Below are 14,904 nucleotides of genomic sequence, written 5' to 3' on the forward strand. Positions count from 1 at the left end.
CTATTGTCCCAGGAAATCCGAGCCGTCTGGGCCTTGCTCCCGCAGGCCCGCCGCCGCCCGCTCCAGCTCGGCGACCAGCTCCAGAGCCGCCGGCAGGGGCCGCTCGGGCAGCGCGGCGTAGACCCGCCGCACCGGCCCGCGGGTCAGGGGCCTGGTCACCACATCAGCCGGTACGGCACGCGCAGCCAGCCTGGGCACCAGCGTGAGGCCCAGCCCGGCGGCGACGAACCCGAACTTCCCCGACCATTCGGCCACCCGGGGACCGCTGCGCGGGGTGAACCCGGCGGCGGCGCAGGCGGCGAGGAGCTGGGTGGGCTGGCCGCGCGGCGCGGCCTCGATCCAGGACTCGCCGGCGAGCTCTGCCAGGTCGAGGCGCTCGCGCCCGGCCAGCGGGTGATCGGCCGGCAGGGCGACGAGCAGTTGGTCCTCGATCAGCTCGACCAGCTCGGCGTCGCCGCTCACCAGGCCGGAGGGGTAGTCGCTGACCACGGCCACGTCCAGCGCCCCCGCGCCCAGCCGCTCGAACAGCCGCCCGCTCAGCGCCTCGGTCAGCCGTACCCGCACCTGCGGCCGGGAGGTCGCGTAGGCCCGGATGGCCTTGGGGACCAGCTCGATGTTGGCCGTCGCGAACGCGCCGACCCGCACGGTGCCGCCCAGGCCGGCGTGGATGGCCGCCAGGTCCTCCTCCGCGCGTTCCAGGCGGTCGAGTACGGCTGTCGCGTGCCGGTGCAGGGCCTCGCCGGCCGGGGTCAGCCGGACGCCCCTGGCCAGGCGCTCGAACAGCGGGCCGCGCGCCTCACGCTCCAGCCCCGCGATCCGGCGCGAGACCGCCGACTGGGTGTAGCCCAGCAGTTCGGCGGCGGCGGTGAACGAGCCGCTGCGCGCGATCTCGTCGAACAACCTCAAGGTATTCGTGTCAATCATGGCTGGCATGAAATCTAGTCGGTTGTGGAATGTCTCGCGAGGGACTTACATGGTGCCGTGATTGCTTTCCTTGGACAGGGGCGCATGGGCGTCCCCATGGCGCGGCGGCTGGCCGGCGCCGGACATGACGTGACGACGTGGCGGCGTGGGGCCGAGCTGCTCCCGGTGGTGGAGGGGGCCGACGTCGTCATCACGATGCTGAGCGACCCCGCGGCGGTGCTGGAGGTGCTCACCGCCGCCCGGCCCGGGCTCCGGCCCGGCTGCACGGTGATCGAGATGTCCACCATCGGCCCCGAGGCCGTGGCCGAGCTGCGCGCGTTGCTGCCCGACTCCGTGCGGCTGGTCGACGCCCCCGTGCTCGGCAGTGTCCAGCCCGCGGCGGGTGGCACGCTCACCGTGCTGGCCGGAGGCGACCTCACCGGGGTGCGGGACATCCTGTCCGTCTTCGGCGACGTGCGCGAGGTGGGGCCCCTGGGGACTGGGGCGGCCATGAAGCTCGCGGTGATGAGCGTGCTTCTGCCCGCCCAGGTGCTGGTGGCCGAGGCGCTGGCCGGGGTGCCCGATCCCGAGGCGCTGCTCGACGTGCTGGCCGCCACTCCCCTGGGCGGCATCGCCGACCGGCTGCGGCAGCCCGCGGCCGATACGCGCTTCTCCCTGGCCCTTGCGGCCAAGGACCTCCGCCTGGCCGTCCGCCCCGCCGACACCCTGGCCGCCGCCGCGCTGCGACGGCTGGAGGAGGCCGAGTCGGCCGGCTACGGCCCGCGCGACGTCACCTCCATCGCCCCCTACCTGGCCGCCCACTCCTCACCGCCGGCCGGCACTCCTGAGGGCTCGGGAGACGTACCTCACGGCTTGGGCGTGGCTCCTGTTGGCTCGGGCGCGGCTCCTCTCCCTTCGGGTGACGACGCCGAGCCGACGACCACGCCTCATCTCGAGCCCCTGAACCCGCCGGACATCCCGGCCACCAACGGCTTCTACTCCCACGCCGTGCGCACCGGCCAGACCCTGTACATCTCCGGCCAGGCCGCCTTCGACGAGAACGGCAAGGTCGTGGGCGAGGGCGACATGGGCGTCCAGGCCGAGGTGGTCTTCTCCAACATCGCCAAGATCCTCGCCTCCCAGGGGGCGGGCTTCGAGGACGTCGCCTTCATCCGCACCTACCTCACCGACATGGACGACCGCGCCGCCTACGGCGCCGTCCGCCGCCGCTACATCACCGGCCCCCCTCCGGCCAGCACCACGGTCGAGGTATCACGCCTTTTCATGCCCGGCTTGCTGCTCGAGGTCGACGTCATCGCCACCCTCCCCACCCAACCCGCCTAACCTTTACCCGCCCAACCTCCCAATGGCTCTCGCCTCACTGGGCCTCACCTCACTGGGCCTCCGCTTCAGTGACCCCCGACCTCCCTGGGCGCCGCGTCAGTGACCCCCGACCTCACTGTGCGCCGCTTGACTGGGCGCCGCTTGACTGGGCGCCGCTTGACTGGCCGCCGCTTGACTGGCCGCCGCCTCCGCGAGACCGCCACCCCCGGCCAGGCCCCCGCCGCGCTGGGCTCCCGCCCGGCTGGGTTCCCCGCCCGGCTGGGTTCCCCGCCCGGCGGGGGCCTCGGCCGGCGGCGCCCACGGGTCCGCCCCGCTGGCTCCCACCTGCCAGCGCCTCCGCCTCCCGCTGCGGCGCCCAACCCGGACCACCCAGCAACCCCGCTCGCCAGCCACCCCATGACCGACTTCCCCTCCCGCTCATCCGCCCCTGGGTGCTGGATGGTTTCGGGTGGCTCGGTCCACGGGTGTGGCTCTGGGTCTACGGCGGGCTCGGAAGCATCGGCGGGCTTGGGCTCGATGGCGGGCCCGGGTTGCGACGACAAGCTCGGGTTCGACGGAGTGCAGACGTTCGGACGGCGGCTCAGGTTCGACGCCGGGATCGGGTCCTCTGAGAGGGCGTGAGTTCGGCTGGTTCGGCTGGCTGGTTCTGCGGGTTCCGCGGGTTGTGCGGGTTCCGCGGGTTCCGCGGGTTCCGCGGGTTCAGCAGGTTCAGCAGGTTCAGCAGGTTCAGCAGGGTCGAAGGTGCGGTGAGGGGTCAGCCGGCGGGGCGCTTGACGGCGACTACGGTGTAGTCGGTCTCCGGGGTGGGGGGCGTGGTGAAGCGGGCGTTCGGCAGGTACAACCGTCCACGGAACGCCGCAACCGTCGTGGGGACGTCGAAGCGCGGGTCGGTGATGCGCGAGACGACCGTCCCCTTGCTCCCGTCCGGCGAGAGTTCGATGACGGCGATGGTGTTGAGACGGTTCTGCACGACGTAGAGGGTGTTGCCACGCAACAACAGCCCGTCGCCGTTGGTCAGGGCCGCACCGCCCAGGTCCACCTCGGTGGTCGCCCCGGTCGAGGGGTTCACACGGAAGAGCTTGCCTGTGTTGGACTGGACGATGAGCAGGCCGGTCCGGTCGGGGGTGACCTCGATGCCGTTGGCGTTGATGCCCGTGCCGTACTGGATGGCTCCGGAGAGCGGGACTGACTGGGCGGAGTCGGGGAGGGCGCCCTTGCGGCCCAGGGTCAGCTTGTAGAGCACAGGGTTGGTCGAGTCGGTGAACCAGACGGTTCCCCGGCTCAGGACGACGTCGTTGATGAAGGAGGGGCCGGTTGCTAGTTGGTAGCTCTTGAGGACCGCGCCGGTGGCCGTGTCCACGACCCGGGCGTTTCCGGCGTTCCCGCCTGAGACGAACAGGCGGTTGCGGTGGTCGCTCTTCAACCCCAGGGACGGGGTGCCCGGGCCCTGGCTGAAGACCGTTCCCTGGCCGGTGCGCAGGTCTGCCCGGTAGAGGGAGCCGGTGGCGCGGGAGCCGAAGTAGGCCACCGGGCCGGGGCCGATGGCGATGCCCTCTGGCTGGAAGCCGTCCGGGAGGGGGAAGGAGGTGGGGAAGGTCTTGGTGTTCTCGGGCTTCTCACGGTCCACCGCTTCAGTTTTGACCGGCTTCGCGTGGGTGTTCCCGGATTGGGTTGCTCCGGCTGGGCCGGTTGCGGCTTGGGTGGTGTTTCCGGGGTGGGCCTGGGCTGGTGTTGCGGCCAGCGCCAGGAGGGTGGCGCAGGCTGCGGTGGTGAGGAGCCTTGGGGTCATTGGTCCACGATCGCTGTCCCGATGTGGTCGGTGGAAGGGTGCGCGGGCAACCTCACAGGCACTTGCCAGCCTCACGTCCTCGCTTGGCCGGGTGCCCAGCCGCATCCTCTCTCGGGTGGGCTGCGCGCCTCGCCCTGGGGGTGTCCGGAGTGGGCTCGCGGGCGGGACCTTTGGCGAGGATTCCTCCGCGCGGGTCCTTGGCCTCGCGGGGCCGCCGTAGGAGCGCCCGAGGGGGCCGGTAGAGGCAACGGCCGGTAGAGGGGCCAGTAGCGGCTGGCAACCGGTAGGGGCGGGAACCGGCAGAGGCCGGTGATCGGTAGAGGCTGGCACCGGTAGAGGCCGGTAGCCGGTAGGGGCCGACGAGGGTGAGGAGGCCAGCCTCATCCAGCTGCAGCCGACCCAGCACGCGAGCCCCGCACACCGAGCCCCGCACGCCGGCCCCGAACGAGGACCTCGCCGCGCGGGGCTCGCGGAACGAGGACCTCGCCGCGCGGGGCTCGCGGAACAGGGACCTCGCCGCGCGGGGCTCGCCGCACGAGGACCTCGCCGGGCGGGGGCACGCGCGGGTCTCGCCACGTCGGCCTTGCCACCCAGCAAGCCCCGCCCCCGCAGCACTGCCACCCGTGCACTGGTGCGGGGGCACTGGTGCGGGGGCACTGCTGTGGGGGCACTGCCGCAGGGCGTCCGCCACGACCGGGGCCGCCCAGGCCCAGCGCCGGTCGGGGCACCGTCGGCCAGGTCCAGGGCCGGTTGGGGCAGTCGTCGGCCAGGTCCAGCGCCGGTTAGGGCATGGCGCCGGCTAGGCCAAGGGGCCGGTGATGGATTCGGCGGCGGTCAGGACGGTGCCGTCGGCGACGAGGTGGACGACGGACTCGATCTCCGGCGCGAGATACCGGTCGGTGCCCGGACCCGGGACGGTCTCGCGGAGGGCGGCGACGACGGCGGCGGTGGCCGGGGCCGGGGTGAGCGGGGCGCGGAGGTCAAGGCCACGGGCGGCGGTGAGGATCTCGACGGCCAGCACCCGGGTGAGGCCGTCCACGGCCCGGCGGAGCTTGCGGGCGGCGCTCCAGCCCATGGAGACGTGGTCCTCCTGCATGGCCGAGGACGGGATGGAGTCCACGCTGGCGGGCACGGCCAGGCGCTTCATCTCGGAGACGATCGCCGCCTGGGTGTACTGGGCGATCATGTGGCCGGAGTCCACGCCGGGGTCGTCGGCGAGGAAGGCGGGCAGCCCGTGGTTGCGGGAGACGTCGAGGAAGCGGTCGGTCCGCCGCTCGGACATGGAGGCCACGTCGGCGGCGACGATGGCGAGGAAGTCGAGCACGTACGCCAGGGGCGCCCCGTGGAAGTTGCCGTTGGACTCGACCCGCCCGTCGTCGAGGACGGCGGGGTTGTCGACGGCGCTGGCGAGTTCCCAGGCGGCGACGTTGGCGGCGTGCGCGACGGTGTCGCGGGCGGCGCCGGCGACCTGGGGGGCGCAGCGCAGGGAGTAGGCGTCCTGGACGCGGGTGCAGTTCTCGGGGTCGCGGTGGCTGGCCATGATGCCGGAGCCGGCCAGCAGGCGGACCATGTTCGCGGCGGCGAGGGCCTGGCCGGGCTGCGGGCGCAGGGCCTGGAGCTCGGGGGCGAAGACGCGGTCGGTGCCGAGCAGGGCCTCGACGCTCATGGCGGCGCTGAGGTCGGCCGTCTTGAGCAGGCGGGTGAGGTCGTCGAGGGCGAGGATGAGCATGCCGAGCATGCCGTCGGTGCCGTTGATGAGGGCCAGGCCCTCCTTGGCGGCGAGTTCGACGGGCTCGATGCCGGCCTGCTTGAGCGCCTCGGCGGCGCTGGTGACCTGGCCGGAGGCGTCGCGCACGGAGCCTTCGCCCATGAGCGCCAGGGCGACGTGCGCGAGCGGGGCCAGGTCGCCGGAGCAGCCGAGCGAGCCGTACTCGTGCACGATCGGGGTGATCCCGGCGCTGAGCAGCCCGGCGAGGGCCTTGGCGGTGGTGGGCCGCACGCCGGTGTGGCCGGTGGCGAGGGTGTGCAGGCGCAGCAGCATGAGCGCGCGCACGACCTCGGTCTCGACCTCGGGGCCGCTGCCCGCGGCGTGCGAGCGCACGAGGGAGCGCTGGAGCTGGGCGCGCAGGGCGGGGTCGATGTGCCGGGTGGCGAGCGCGCCGAACCCGGTGGAGATCCCGTAGGCGGGCACGGGGCTCTCGGCGAGTTCCTCGACCCGCTGCCGGGCTGCCGCGATGGCGGCGACGGCGTCCTCGGTGAGCCGGACCGGCGCACCGCCTCGGGCAACGCGGATGACGTCGGCGAAGCTCAACGGCTCGGGACCGACGTTCACGACTTCGTTGTCGCGCATATCGCACTCTTTCGCTCTCAGGTAACCGGCTAAGGCGATGTTAGCTCCTTACAGGCGAACCATGTCGCGAGCCCCTCCCTACCCCGCTCGGTGACCACCACCGCACGCGGCGAGGATCCGGGTTCGATCCAGCCGGAGGCGAGCATCGCCCTGGTCAGCGCCGCACCCAGGGCGCCGCCGAGGTGGGCGCGGCGTTCGGTCCAGTCGATGCACTCGGGCGCGAAGTGCCGCCGGGCCCGGCGCGCGCCGGGCACGTCCACGTCGAGCTCGGTCAGCACCTGCTCGCCGCGCTCGCTCAGCTCGCCGCCGCGCAGGTAGCCCTGGGCGACCATGCCGTCCAGCAGCCCGACGCCGGCCCGCCCGGCCAGGTGGTCGTAGCAGGTGCGGGCCTCCTCCAGCCGCCGCGCCTCGCGTGACTGCTTGAGTGACCGTACGGCGGGGCGGTTGCTGATCCGCGACAGCGTCTCCAGCACCTCGGCGATCTCGTGCCCGGCCAGCCGGTAGTACCGGTGGCGGCCCTGCCGTACGACCTCGACCAGGCCGCCGTCCAGCAGCTTGGCCAGGTGGGAGCTGGCGGTCGGCGCGCTGACCCCGGCGAGGCGGGCGAGTTCGCCCGCGGCCAGGGCCCGCCCGCCCACCAGGGCGTTGAGCATCGCCGCGCGGGCCGGTTCGGCGATCAGCGCGGCGACGGGTGCGATGTCGGCGTCCATCTCTCGAGCGTAGGCGAGGCACGTTTCGAGCCCGGTCGAAGGATCGGCCCATCCGGTTTGGGGAGTCGGCCGGTTTTCGCTACAGTTCTCTACGTCGCCGCGAACAAGCGGCAACGCGGAAGTGGCTCAGGGGTAGAGCATCACCTTGCCAAGGTGAGGGTCGCGGGTTCGAATCCCGTCTTCCGCTCGGAACTTCCTGCTCGGTGGAGTGGCCGAGAGGCGAGGCAACGGCCTGCAAAGCCGTCTACACGGGTTCGAATCCCGTCTCCACCTCCATGATCCCGGACGATTAGCTCAGCGGGAGAGCGCTTCCCTGACACGGAAGAGGTCACTGGTTCAATCCCAGTATCGTCCACCACGCCACGGCGAGCACGATCGCGCTCGCGACGGCCGCCACCCATCTGTTCTGCCGCGCGATGCGGCGTTCGACCTCCGCGTACGGCACGGTCGTGAACGAGATGAGCTCGTAGCGCGAGACGTACTTCCCGGGGAACAGCCGCTCCAGCAGGTGTTCGGCCTTCTTGCGCGCCAGGAAGGCGCGGGAGGCGACCTTGTCCCGCATCTCCACGAAGTTGTCCAGCGCCAGGCGGGCGATGGTGTCGGCGTTCGGCTTGCGGCGGCGCTCGAACAGGGTCAGCGCGGCGTCGAAGCCGTCCGCCTCCTCCAGGCAGCGGTCGAGCTCGACGCAGTCCTCGAAGCCGCAGTTGGCGCCCTGCCCGTAGAAGGGGACGATGGCGTGCGCGGCGTCGCCGATCAGCGCGACCGTCATGCGCTCGCCGCGCCGTACCCAGGGGGCGGTGTGCACGGTGAGCAGGCTGCCGACCGGGTTGGCGGCGTACTCCTGGGCGAGGTCGGGCATGAGGGCGTGCGCGTCGGGATAGACCTGCGCGAAGTGCGCGGAGACGCGCTCGGGGGTGTCGAGCGCGGCGAAGTCGGTCTTCGGCCAGAACAGGGTGCAGGTCAGCGAGCCGTCCGGGTTGGGCAGGGCGATCATCATGGAGCTGCCGCGTGGCCAGATGTGCAGCGCGCCCGGCTCGAACGGGTGCGGGGCCGGGATGGTCAGCTCCTTGTAGCCGTGGTCGAGCTGGTCGCGGGTGGCGGGCAGCTCGGCCAGGGCGCGGACCGCGCTGTAGGCGCCGTCGGCGCCGATGACCAGCGTGGCCTGCTCGGTCCGGCCGTTGTCGAAGGTCAAGGTGCCCTGGTCGGGGTCGAGGCCGGTGAGCTTGTGGTCGAAGCGCACGGTCACCGAGGGGTGGGCGTCGGCGGCCTCCAGGAGGACGCGGTTGAGGTCGCCGCGGCTGATGGAGTTGATCGCGCGGCGGCGGTCGGCGCTGTAGGGCTGGAAGGTGAGGGTGCCGTCCACGGCGTGCATCATGCGGCCGGGCATCGGGATCGCCTCGGCCAGCACCCGCTTGTCCAGGCCCAGGCGGCGCAGGGCGTCCAGGCCGCGTTCCGACAGGGCCAGGTTGATCGAGCGGCCTCGCTCCGCGCCGGCCTCTCTGGGGTCGGGGCGGCGTTCGTAGAGGGTGACCTGGTGGCCGCGGCGGGCGAGGAAGCAGGCGAGCAGGCAGCCGACCAGGCCGGCTCCGACGATCGCCACCTCCTGGGGGGCTCCATCTCGCATGGCTGGCTCCTTCCCTTCTGGGGTGGGGTCTCACTTGGGTGGGGGGTGAGTTGGCATGCTCGCCGACTTCGGTGCCCGGGGCGGCCGACGGTGCCGGGCGCGGGGGTACAGGTGGATCAAGGAAGAGAGAAAAAGAAGGGAGGAGACCCTGAGGTTCCGGGCCGGTCAGAGGTGGGTGCGGGCCTGCCAGAGGGCGGGGAAGATCTCGCGGCGGAGGTTCTCCTCCAGGAAGCGCAGCCCGTTGGAGCCCCCCGAACCGGGCTTGGCGCCCATGGAGCGGCGGACGGACATGACGTGGCGGTGGCGCCAGTCGGCGAAGCCGGTGGCCAGGTCGAGCAGTGCCTCGGCGAGCTCGTGCAGGTCGGGCCGGTCGGCGGCGTGGATGGCGACCCAGGCCTGCGGCCCGGTGAAGCCCTCGCGCTCCAGCAGGGCCGCGGCGCTGTCGTACAGGCTGGGCCCCTCGAAGGCGGCCAGGAGCTCGGGGTAGGCCGGGCTGCGCCGGTGCGGCCGGAGCATGGCCTCGCTCTTCTCCCCCAGCAGGAACTCCACCTGCCGGTACTTAGCCGACTGGAACCCCGACGCCTCCCCCAGCGCGTCGCGGAAGGCGTTGAACTGCCGCGGCGTGAGCCAGCTCAGCGACGCCCAGGCGGCGTTCAGCGCCTCGACGTGCCGCGAGCTGCGCCGCAGCGTGATGACGGCGGCGGCCGCGTCACCCGCGTCGAGCTGCTCCTGCGCGAGGGTCCATTCGGCGCACAGCAGCCCGAAGTACAGCTCCATCACCTGGGTGGTCACCAGGAAGGCCCGCTCCTCGGGGAGCCCGGTGACCGTGTTCTGCAGCCCGTGCAGGACCTCGGTCCCGACGTAGTCGTCGTACGGCGTGCCCCGCGAGAACTCCAGCGTGGGCCGTCCCTCGTTGGCCGCGGCGCGCTCGGCGCGCTGCTCGGCGTTCACCGGTCTGATCATCAGCTCTCCCTGGTACGGCTCGGCACCCACTATGGTCGTGGCCATCGAGCCGCTTCCGAAGTCCGGACCGATGGCACATCGCCCGTACGGCTTGCCGTTCACAAGGCTCTTGGCGGAAAGGCTTTCACCATGACAGGGAGTGACCGCATGGACGCGATGGACTGGCAGATCCTCGCCGAGCTCCAGGCCGACGCCCGGTTGTCCTACAGCGAGCTGTCGCGCCGGGTGCACCTGTCCTCCCCCGCGGTGGCCGAGCGGGTACGCCGGCTGGAGCAGGCGGGGATCATCGCGGGCTACCACGCGCGGGTGGACGCGGTGGCGGCCGGGCGGCCGGTCTCGGCGATGATCCGGATGAGCTGCTACGGCGCGCGCTGCGTGTTGCGCGACGAGTCGGTGCCGGGGTGGGCGGAGATCCTGGAGATCCACCGGGTGACCGGCGACACCTGCTGCCTGATCCGGGTGGCGACGACCTCGATGGCCGCCTTCGAGGCGCTGATCGACCGGCTGTCGGCCTACGGTCAGCCGTCGAGCATGATGATCTTGTCGAGCCCGCTGGGCTGGCGCGCCCTCTCGTCCCCCGATGGCGCAAGCCGTACCGTCAGAACATGACAGAAGCGGATGTGATCATCGTCGGTGCGGGTCCGGCCGGAGAGAACGTGGCCGGGCGGGTGGCCGCCGGCGGGTTGAGTTGTGTGGTCGTGGAGTCGCACCTGGCCGGGGGCGAATGCTCCTATTACGCGTGCATGCCGAGCAAGGCGTTGCTGCGGCCGATGGAGCTGGCCGACGAGGTGGGCCGGTTGCCGGGGCTGGAGCTCGGGCCGGTCGACGTGGCGAAGGTGCTGGCGCGGCGCGACGAGGTGATCGCCCACCTCGACGACAGCTCCCAGGTCGAGTGGATCACCAAGCAGCCGGCGACCTTCGTGCGCGGCAGCGGGCGGGTCAGCGGCGAGCGCGAGGTCGAGGTGACCGCGCCGGACGGCTCGGTGACGACCGTGCGCGCCCGGCGGGCGGTGGTGCTGGCCACCGGCAGCGTCCCGGTCCTGCCGCCGATCAAGGGGCTGGCCGAGGCCCGACCGTGGGGCAGCCGCGAGGCGACCACGGTCAAGGAGGTGCCCGCGCGGCTGATCGTGCTCGGCGGCGGCGTGGTGGCGTGCGAGATGGCCCAGGCCCTGCACGCGCTGGGCGCCGGGCACACGACGATGATCGTGCGCGGCGGGCGGCTGCTGGAGCGCAACGAGCCGTTCGCCGGTGAGCTCCTGGCCGAGTCGATGCGCGGCAAGGGCATCGAGCTGCTCTTCGGCGCCGAGGCGAGCGAGGTGAGCCGGGCCGCCGACGGCACCGTGCGGGTGACGCTCAAGGACGGCCGCACGCTGGAGGCCGACAAGCTGCTGGTGGCCACCGGGCGCAAGCCCGCCAGCCACGACGGCAGGCCGATCGAGGTGGACGAGTCGCTGCGGGTGCCGGGCAGCGACTGGCTGTACGCCGTCGGCGACGTCAACGGCCGCAACCTGCTCACCCACATGGGCAAGTACCAGGCCCGGATCTGCGGCGACGCGATCGTGGCCCGGGCGCGCGGCCAGGAGCCGTCGGTGCTGGACGAGGCGGACAAGTACGGCGCGCCGCAGGTGGTCTTCACCGACCCGCAGGTGTGCGCGGTCGGCAGGACCGAGGAGGCGGCCCGCGCCGAGGGCTTCGACGTGCGGGTGGTGGAGTACGACCTGGGCCAGGTGTCCGGCGCCCACCTGCTCGGCGACGGGTACCAGGGACGGGCCAAGGCGGTCGTGGACGAGGGGCGCAAGGTGCTGCTCGGGGTGACCTTCGCCGGCCCGGGCGTCGCCGAGCTGCTGCACGCGGCGACGATCGCGGTGACCGCCGAGGTGCCGCTGGAGCGGCTGTGGCATGCCGTACCCGCCTACCCGACGGTCAGCGAGATCTGGCTGCGCCTGCTGGAGGAATACGGCCTCTGACGTGAAGGTCGGCATACCCGTCGCGGGGCATAGGACGAGGCATGTCGGATACTCGGCGGAAAGCCCTGGGCGTCTGTCTCGTCGCGGCCTTCATGACCGGGCTCGACGTGAGCATCGTCAACGTGGCGACCCCCTCCATCGAGGAGGGGCTGCACGCCACGGAGGACGGGCTGCAGTGGATCCTGTCCGGGTACGCGCTGACCTTCGGCCTCTTGCTGGTTCCGGCGGGGCGGCTCGGCGACGCCCGTAGCCGCCGCGCGGTGTTCATGACCGGCGTGGCGCTGTTCACGCTGGCCAGCGCGGCCTGCGGGCTGGCCGGCAGCATGCCGGTGCTGATCGTCGCGCGGCTGCTGCAGGGCGTGGCGGCCGGCGTGCTGAACCCGCAGGTGTCGGGCCTGATCCAGCAGATGTTCCAGGGCTACGACCGGGCCCGGGCCTTCGGCGCGCTGGGCGCGACGATCGGCATCTCGACCGCCGCCGGGCCGCTGATCGGCGGCGCGCTGGTCACCGCCTTCGGCCCGGACCTCGGCTGGCGCTGGGTCTTCCTGGTCAACCTGCCGATCGGCCTGGTGCTGCTGCCGCTGGCCCGCCGGTGGCTGCCCGCGCCGGTCATCGGGCCGCAGCAGAGCATGGACCCGGTGGGCGTGCTGCTGCTCGGCACCGGCGTGGCCGGGCTGCTGCTGCCCTTCATCCAGCAGCACCAGTGGCCGGGGCCGGCCAAGTGGCTGCTCATCCCGGCGGCGCTGGTCGTGCTGGTGCTGTTCGTGCTGTGGGAGCGGTCCTACCGGCGCGAGCCGCTGGTGGACCTGTCGTTGTTCGCCAAGCGCTCCTACAGCCTCGGCAGCGCGGTGGCGCTGCTGTACTTCGCCGGTTTCACCGGCATCTTCTTCATCTACACGCTCTACCTGCAGAGCGGGCACGGCTACAGCGCGCTGGAGGCGGGCCTGGCGATCACGCCCTTCGCGCTCGGCTCGGCCGGGGCGTCGGTGGTGGGCGGGCGGCTGGTGACGCGGCTCGGGCGGCCCCTGGTGGTCGGCGGGCTGCTCCTGGTCGTGGCCGGCATGGGGCTGACCATCCTGGCCACCACGCTGGTGCCCGGCGCCTCGGTGGGCCTGGCGACCGCGGTGCCGCTGCTGCTGGCCGGGATCGGCAGCGGGCTGGTGATCTCGCCGAACCAGGCGCTCACCCTGTCGGAGGTGCCTCCGCTGCAGGGCGGCGCGGCGGGCGGGGTGCTCCAGACCGGGCAGCGGCTGGGCTCGGCGATCGGCATCGCGGCCTGCGGGTCGGTCTTCTTCGGCGCGCTGCGGAGCGGCTGGGGACCGGCCTTCCAGCACGGCCTGTGGGTGGTCACCGCGTTCGTGGCCGCCGCCCTGGTCGTGGCGCTTTACGACCTGCGGGCGCACTGAACGGTTTTCCCATACCGGGACCCGGCAACGGGCGGGATGTGTATCAGCCGTTCCAGCCGCTTCAGGCGGTCCTGACCCCGCTCACCCGCTCGGCGATCTTCCTGGTGGCCACCGTACGGCACGACCGCGAGGCGCACGCGGCGGTCCGCGCGTTCTGCGGCGACCTGCCCGCGCTGGTGCGCACCGTGGGCTTCCGCGACCTGGAGGGCTACCTCACCTGCGTCATGGGCATCGGCTCCGAGCTGTGGGACCGCGCCTTCGGCCTGCCGCGGCCCGCGCTGCTGCACCCGATGCGGGAGGTGCGAGGCGTGCACTACGCCCCCTCGACCCCGGCCGACCTGCTCTTCCACATCCGCGCCGAACGCACCGACCTGTGCTTCGAGCTCGCCCAGCTCATCATGGCCGGCCTGCGCGGCTCGCTGTCGTGGGTCGAGGAGGTGCAGGGCTTCCGCTACTTCGACACCCGCGACCTGCTCGGCTTCGTCGACGGCACGGAGAACCCGCAGGGCGCGCTGGCCGAGGCGTCGGTCTTCGTCGGCGACGAGGATCCCGGGTTCGCCGGCGGCAGCTACGTCACGGTGCAGAAGTACCTGCACGACCTCGACGCCTGGAACGCCGTCTCCGTCGAGGAGCAGGAGCGGGTGATCGGCCGCTACAAGCTCTCCAACGTCGAGCTGCCCGACGACGTCAAGCCTTCCGACGCGCACAACGCGCTCACCGTCATCGAGCAGGACGGCGAGGAGCTGAAGATCGTCCGGGACAACATGCCGTTCGGCAACAGCGGCCGGGGCGAGTTCGGGACCTACTTCATCGGCTACACCCGCACGCCCGAGGTGCTGGAGAAGATGCTGGACAACATGTTCATCGGGGACCCGCCCGGCAACTACGACCGCATCCTCGACTTCTCCACCGCCCTGACCGGCTCGTCATTCTTCGCGCCCGCGCCCGACCTGCTGGAGGAGCTGGCCGACCGGGTCCCGGTCGCCACCGCCGCCGCCGGCTCGCTCGGGATCGGCTCGCTCAAGGGGGAAGCAAGCGTATGAACAACCTGCACCGCGAGCTCGCGCCGATCTCCGACGAGGCCTGGGCGCAGATCGAGGAGGAGGCGGCGCGGACCTTCAAGCGCCACCTGGCCGGCCGGCGCGTGGTCGACGTGCGCGGCCCGGCCGGTCCGGAACTGGCCGCGGTCAGCACCGGCCACCTCAGCACGCTCGCCCCGCCCGCCGAAGGGGTACGGGCCTGGCGGCGCGAGGCCGCAGGACTGGTCGAGCTGCGCCGGCCGTTCGAGCTGAGCCGGCAGGCCATCGACGACGTGGAGCGCGGCTCGGGCGACAGCGACTGGCAGCCGGTCAAGGACGCGGCCAAGGGCCTGGCGATGGCCGAGGACCGGGCGGTCTTCGACGGCTACGCGGCGGCGGGCATCACCGGGCTGATCGCGGCCAGCAGCAACCAGCCGATCGCGCTGCCCGGCTCGGTCGACGGTTACCCCGAGGCCATCGCCCAGGGGCTGAGCGCGCTGCGGATGGCCGGCGTCGACGGCCCCTATTCGGTCCTGCTCAGCGCCGAGGCCTACACCGGGGTGGCCGAGACCAGTGACCACGGCTACCCGGTGCTGGAACACCTCCGGCGGCTGGTCACCGGCGAGATCATCTGGGCGCCCGCGCTGACCGGCGCGCTCATCGTCTCCACCCGCGGCGGCGACTTCGACCTGCACCTCGGGCAGGACGTCTCGATCGGCTACGACAGCCACACCTCCAACACGGTCACGCTGTACCTGCAGGAGTCGTTCACCTTCCTGCCCTACACCGCCGAGGCCGTCGTCCACCTGCGCCCCTAGCAGGGGCTATG

Annotated in this window: 12 protein-coding genes and 3 tRNA genes; 9 read left to right on the top strand and 6 right to left on the bottom strand. The window is 72.5% G+C overall.

Annotated features, from left to right (window positions below; all coding sequences use genetic code 11):
* Nucleotides 1–924 (bottom strand): LysR family transcriptional regulator, encoded by a 924-nt coding sequence (locus ACIBG7_RS20210; protein WP_397337207.1) that lies wholly within the window; start codon nucleotides 922–924, stop codon nucleotides 1–3.
* A gap of 57 nt (nucleotides 925–981) precedes the next feature.
* Between ACIBG7_RS20210 and ACIBG7_RS20215 the strand changes: the two genes are divergently transcribed.
* Nucleotides 982–2,247: a Rid family hydrolase gene (locus ACIBG7_RS20215; RefSeq protein WP_397337208.1), complete on the top strand. Its 1,266-nt coding sequence runs from the start codon at nucleotides 982–984 to the stop codon at nucleotides 2,245–2,247.
* A 754-nt stretch (nucleotides 2,248–3,001) separates the two neighbouring features.
* On the opposite strand, the gene ACIBG7_RS20220 is transcribed toward ACIBG7_RS20215, so the two are convergent.
* From ACIBG7_RS20220 to ACIBG7_RS20230, 3 genes are all read right to left on the bottom strand, one after another.
* Nucleotides 3,002–3,874, bottom strand: coding sequence for a superoxide dismutase (locus ACIBG7_RS20220; RefSeq protein ID WP_397337209.1), 873 nt, complete (start codon nucleotides 3,872–3,874; stop codon nucleotides 3,002–3,004).
* A gap of 961 nt (nucleotides 3,875–4,835) precedes the next feature.
* Nucleotides 4,836–6,386, bottom strand: coding sequence for a histidine ammonia-lyase (gene hutH, locus ACIBG7_RS20225; protein ID WP_397337210.1), 1,551 nt, complete (start codon nucleotides 6,384–6,386; stop codon nucleotides 4,836–4,838).
* Nucleotides 6,387–6,415: 29 nt separating this feature from the next.
* Nucleotides 6,416–7,096: an ArsR/SmtB family transcription factor gene (locus ACIBG7_RS20230; protein ID WP_397337211.1), complete on the bottom strand. Its 681-nt coding sequence runs from the start codon at nucleotides 7,094–7,096 to the stop codon at nucleotides 6,416–6,418.
* A gap of 115 nt (nucleotides 7,097–7,211) precedes the next feature.
* Between ACIBG7_RS20230 and ACIBG7_RS20235 the strand changes: the two genes are divergently transcribed.
* The 3 genes from ACIBG7_RS20235 to ACIBG7_RS20245 all read left to right on the top strand — a co-directional run bounded on the left by ACIBG7_RS20235 (nucleotide 7,212) and on the right by ACIBG7_RS20245 (nucleotide 7,454).
* Nucleotides 7,212–7,283 (top strand) — tRNA-Gly (locus tag ACIBG7_RS20235).
* Between the two features lie 15 nt (nucleotides 7,284–7,298).
* Nucleotides 7,299–7,372, top strand: a tRNA-Cys gene (locus tag ACIBG7_RS20240).
* Nucleotides 7,373–7,379: 7 nt separating this feature from the next.
* A tRNA-Val gene (locus ACIBG7_RS20245) sits at nucleotides 7,380–7,454 on the top strand.
* Here the strand turns inward: ACIBG7_RS20245 and ACIBG7_RS20250 are convergent.
* Nucleotides 7,425–8,720 (bottom strand): FAD-dependent oxidoreductase, encoded by a 1,296-nt coding sequence (locus tag ACIBG7_RS20250; RefSeq protein WP_397337212.1) that lies wholly within the window; start codon nucleotides 8,718–8,720, stop codon nucleotides 7,425–7,427. The two genes, ACIBG7_RS20245 and ACIBG7_RS20250, sit on opposite strands and share 30 nt — an antisense overlap.
* Before the next feature lie 165 nt (nucleotides 8,721–8,885).
* Nucleotides 8,886–9,683 (bottom strand): tryptophan 2,3-dioxygenase, encoded by a 798-nt coding sequence (locus tag ACIBG7_RS20255; RefSeq protein ID WP_397337213.1) that lies wholly within the window; start codon nucleotides 9,681–9,683, stop codon nucleotides 8,886–8,888.
* Nucleotides 9,684–9,830: 147 nt separating this feature from the next.
* Between ACIBG7_RS20255 and ACIBG7_RS20260 the strand changes: the two genes are divergently transcribed.
* From ACIBG7_RS20260 to ACIBG7_RS20280, 5 genes are read left to right on the top strand one after another with little or no spacing between them, the layout of a single operon-like run.
* The gene (locus ACIBG7_RS20260; protein WP_357928031.1) at nucleotides 9,831–10,292 is read left to right on the top strand and encodes an Lrp/AsnC family transcriptional regulator; all 462 of its coding nucleotides are present in this window, start codon (nucleotides 9,831–9,833) and stop codon (nucleotides 10,290–10,292) included.
* Nucleotides 10,289–11,650 carry a dihydrolipoyl dehydrogenase family protein gene (locus ACIBG7_RS20265; RefSeq protein WP_397337214.1) on the top strand — a complete coding sequence of 454 codons (1,362 nt, stop codon included), beginning with the start codon at nucleotides 10,289–10,291 and terminating at the stop codon, nucleotides 11,648–11,650. Before ACIBG7_RS20260 ends, ACIBG7_RS20265 begins: the two co-directional genes overlap by 4 nt.
* A gap of 41 nt (nucleotides 11,651–11,691) precedes the next feature.
* Nucleotides 11,692–13,056 carry an MFS transporter gene (locus tag ACIBG7_RS20270; RefSeq protein WP_397337215.1) on the top strand — a complete coding sequence of 455 codons (1,365 nt, stop codon included), beginning with the start codon at nucleotides 11,692–11,694 and terminating at the stop codon, nucleotides 13,054–13,056.
* A 38-nt stretch (nucleotides 13,057–13,094) separates the two neighbouring features.
* Nucleotides 13,095–14,099 (top strand): Dyp-type peroxidase, encoded by a 1,005-nt coding sequence (locus tag ACIBG7_RS20275; protein WP_357928037.1) that lies wholly within the window; start codon nucleotides 13,095–13,097, stop codon nucleotides 14,097–14,099.
* The gene (locus ACIBG7_RS20280; protein WP_357928039.1) at nucleotides 14,096–14,893 is read left to right on the top strand and encodes a family 1 encapsulin nanocompartment shell protein; all 798 of its coding nucleotides are present in this window, start codon (nucleotides 14,096–14,098) and stop codon (nucleotides 14,891–14,893) included. The genes ACIBG7_RS20275 and ACIBG7_RS20280 overlap by 4 nt, the downstream gene beginning before the upstream one ends.
* The last annotated feature ends 11 nt before the right edge of the window (nucleotides 14,894–14,904 follow it).

Source organism: Nonomuraea sp. NPDC050328 (assembly GCF_044459405.1).
Taxonomy (GTDB): Bacteria; Actinomycetota; Actinomycetes; order Streptosporangiales; family Streptosporangiaceae; genus Nonomuraea.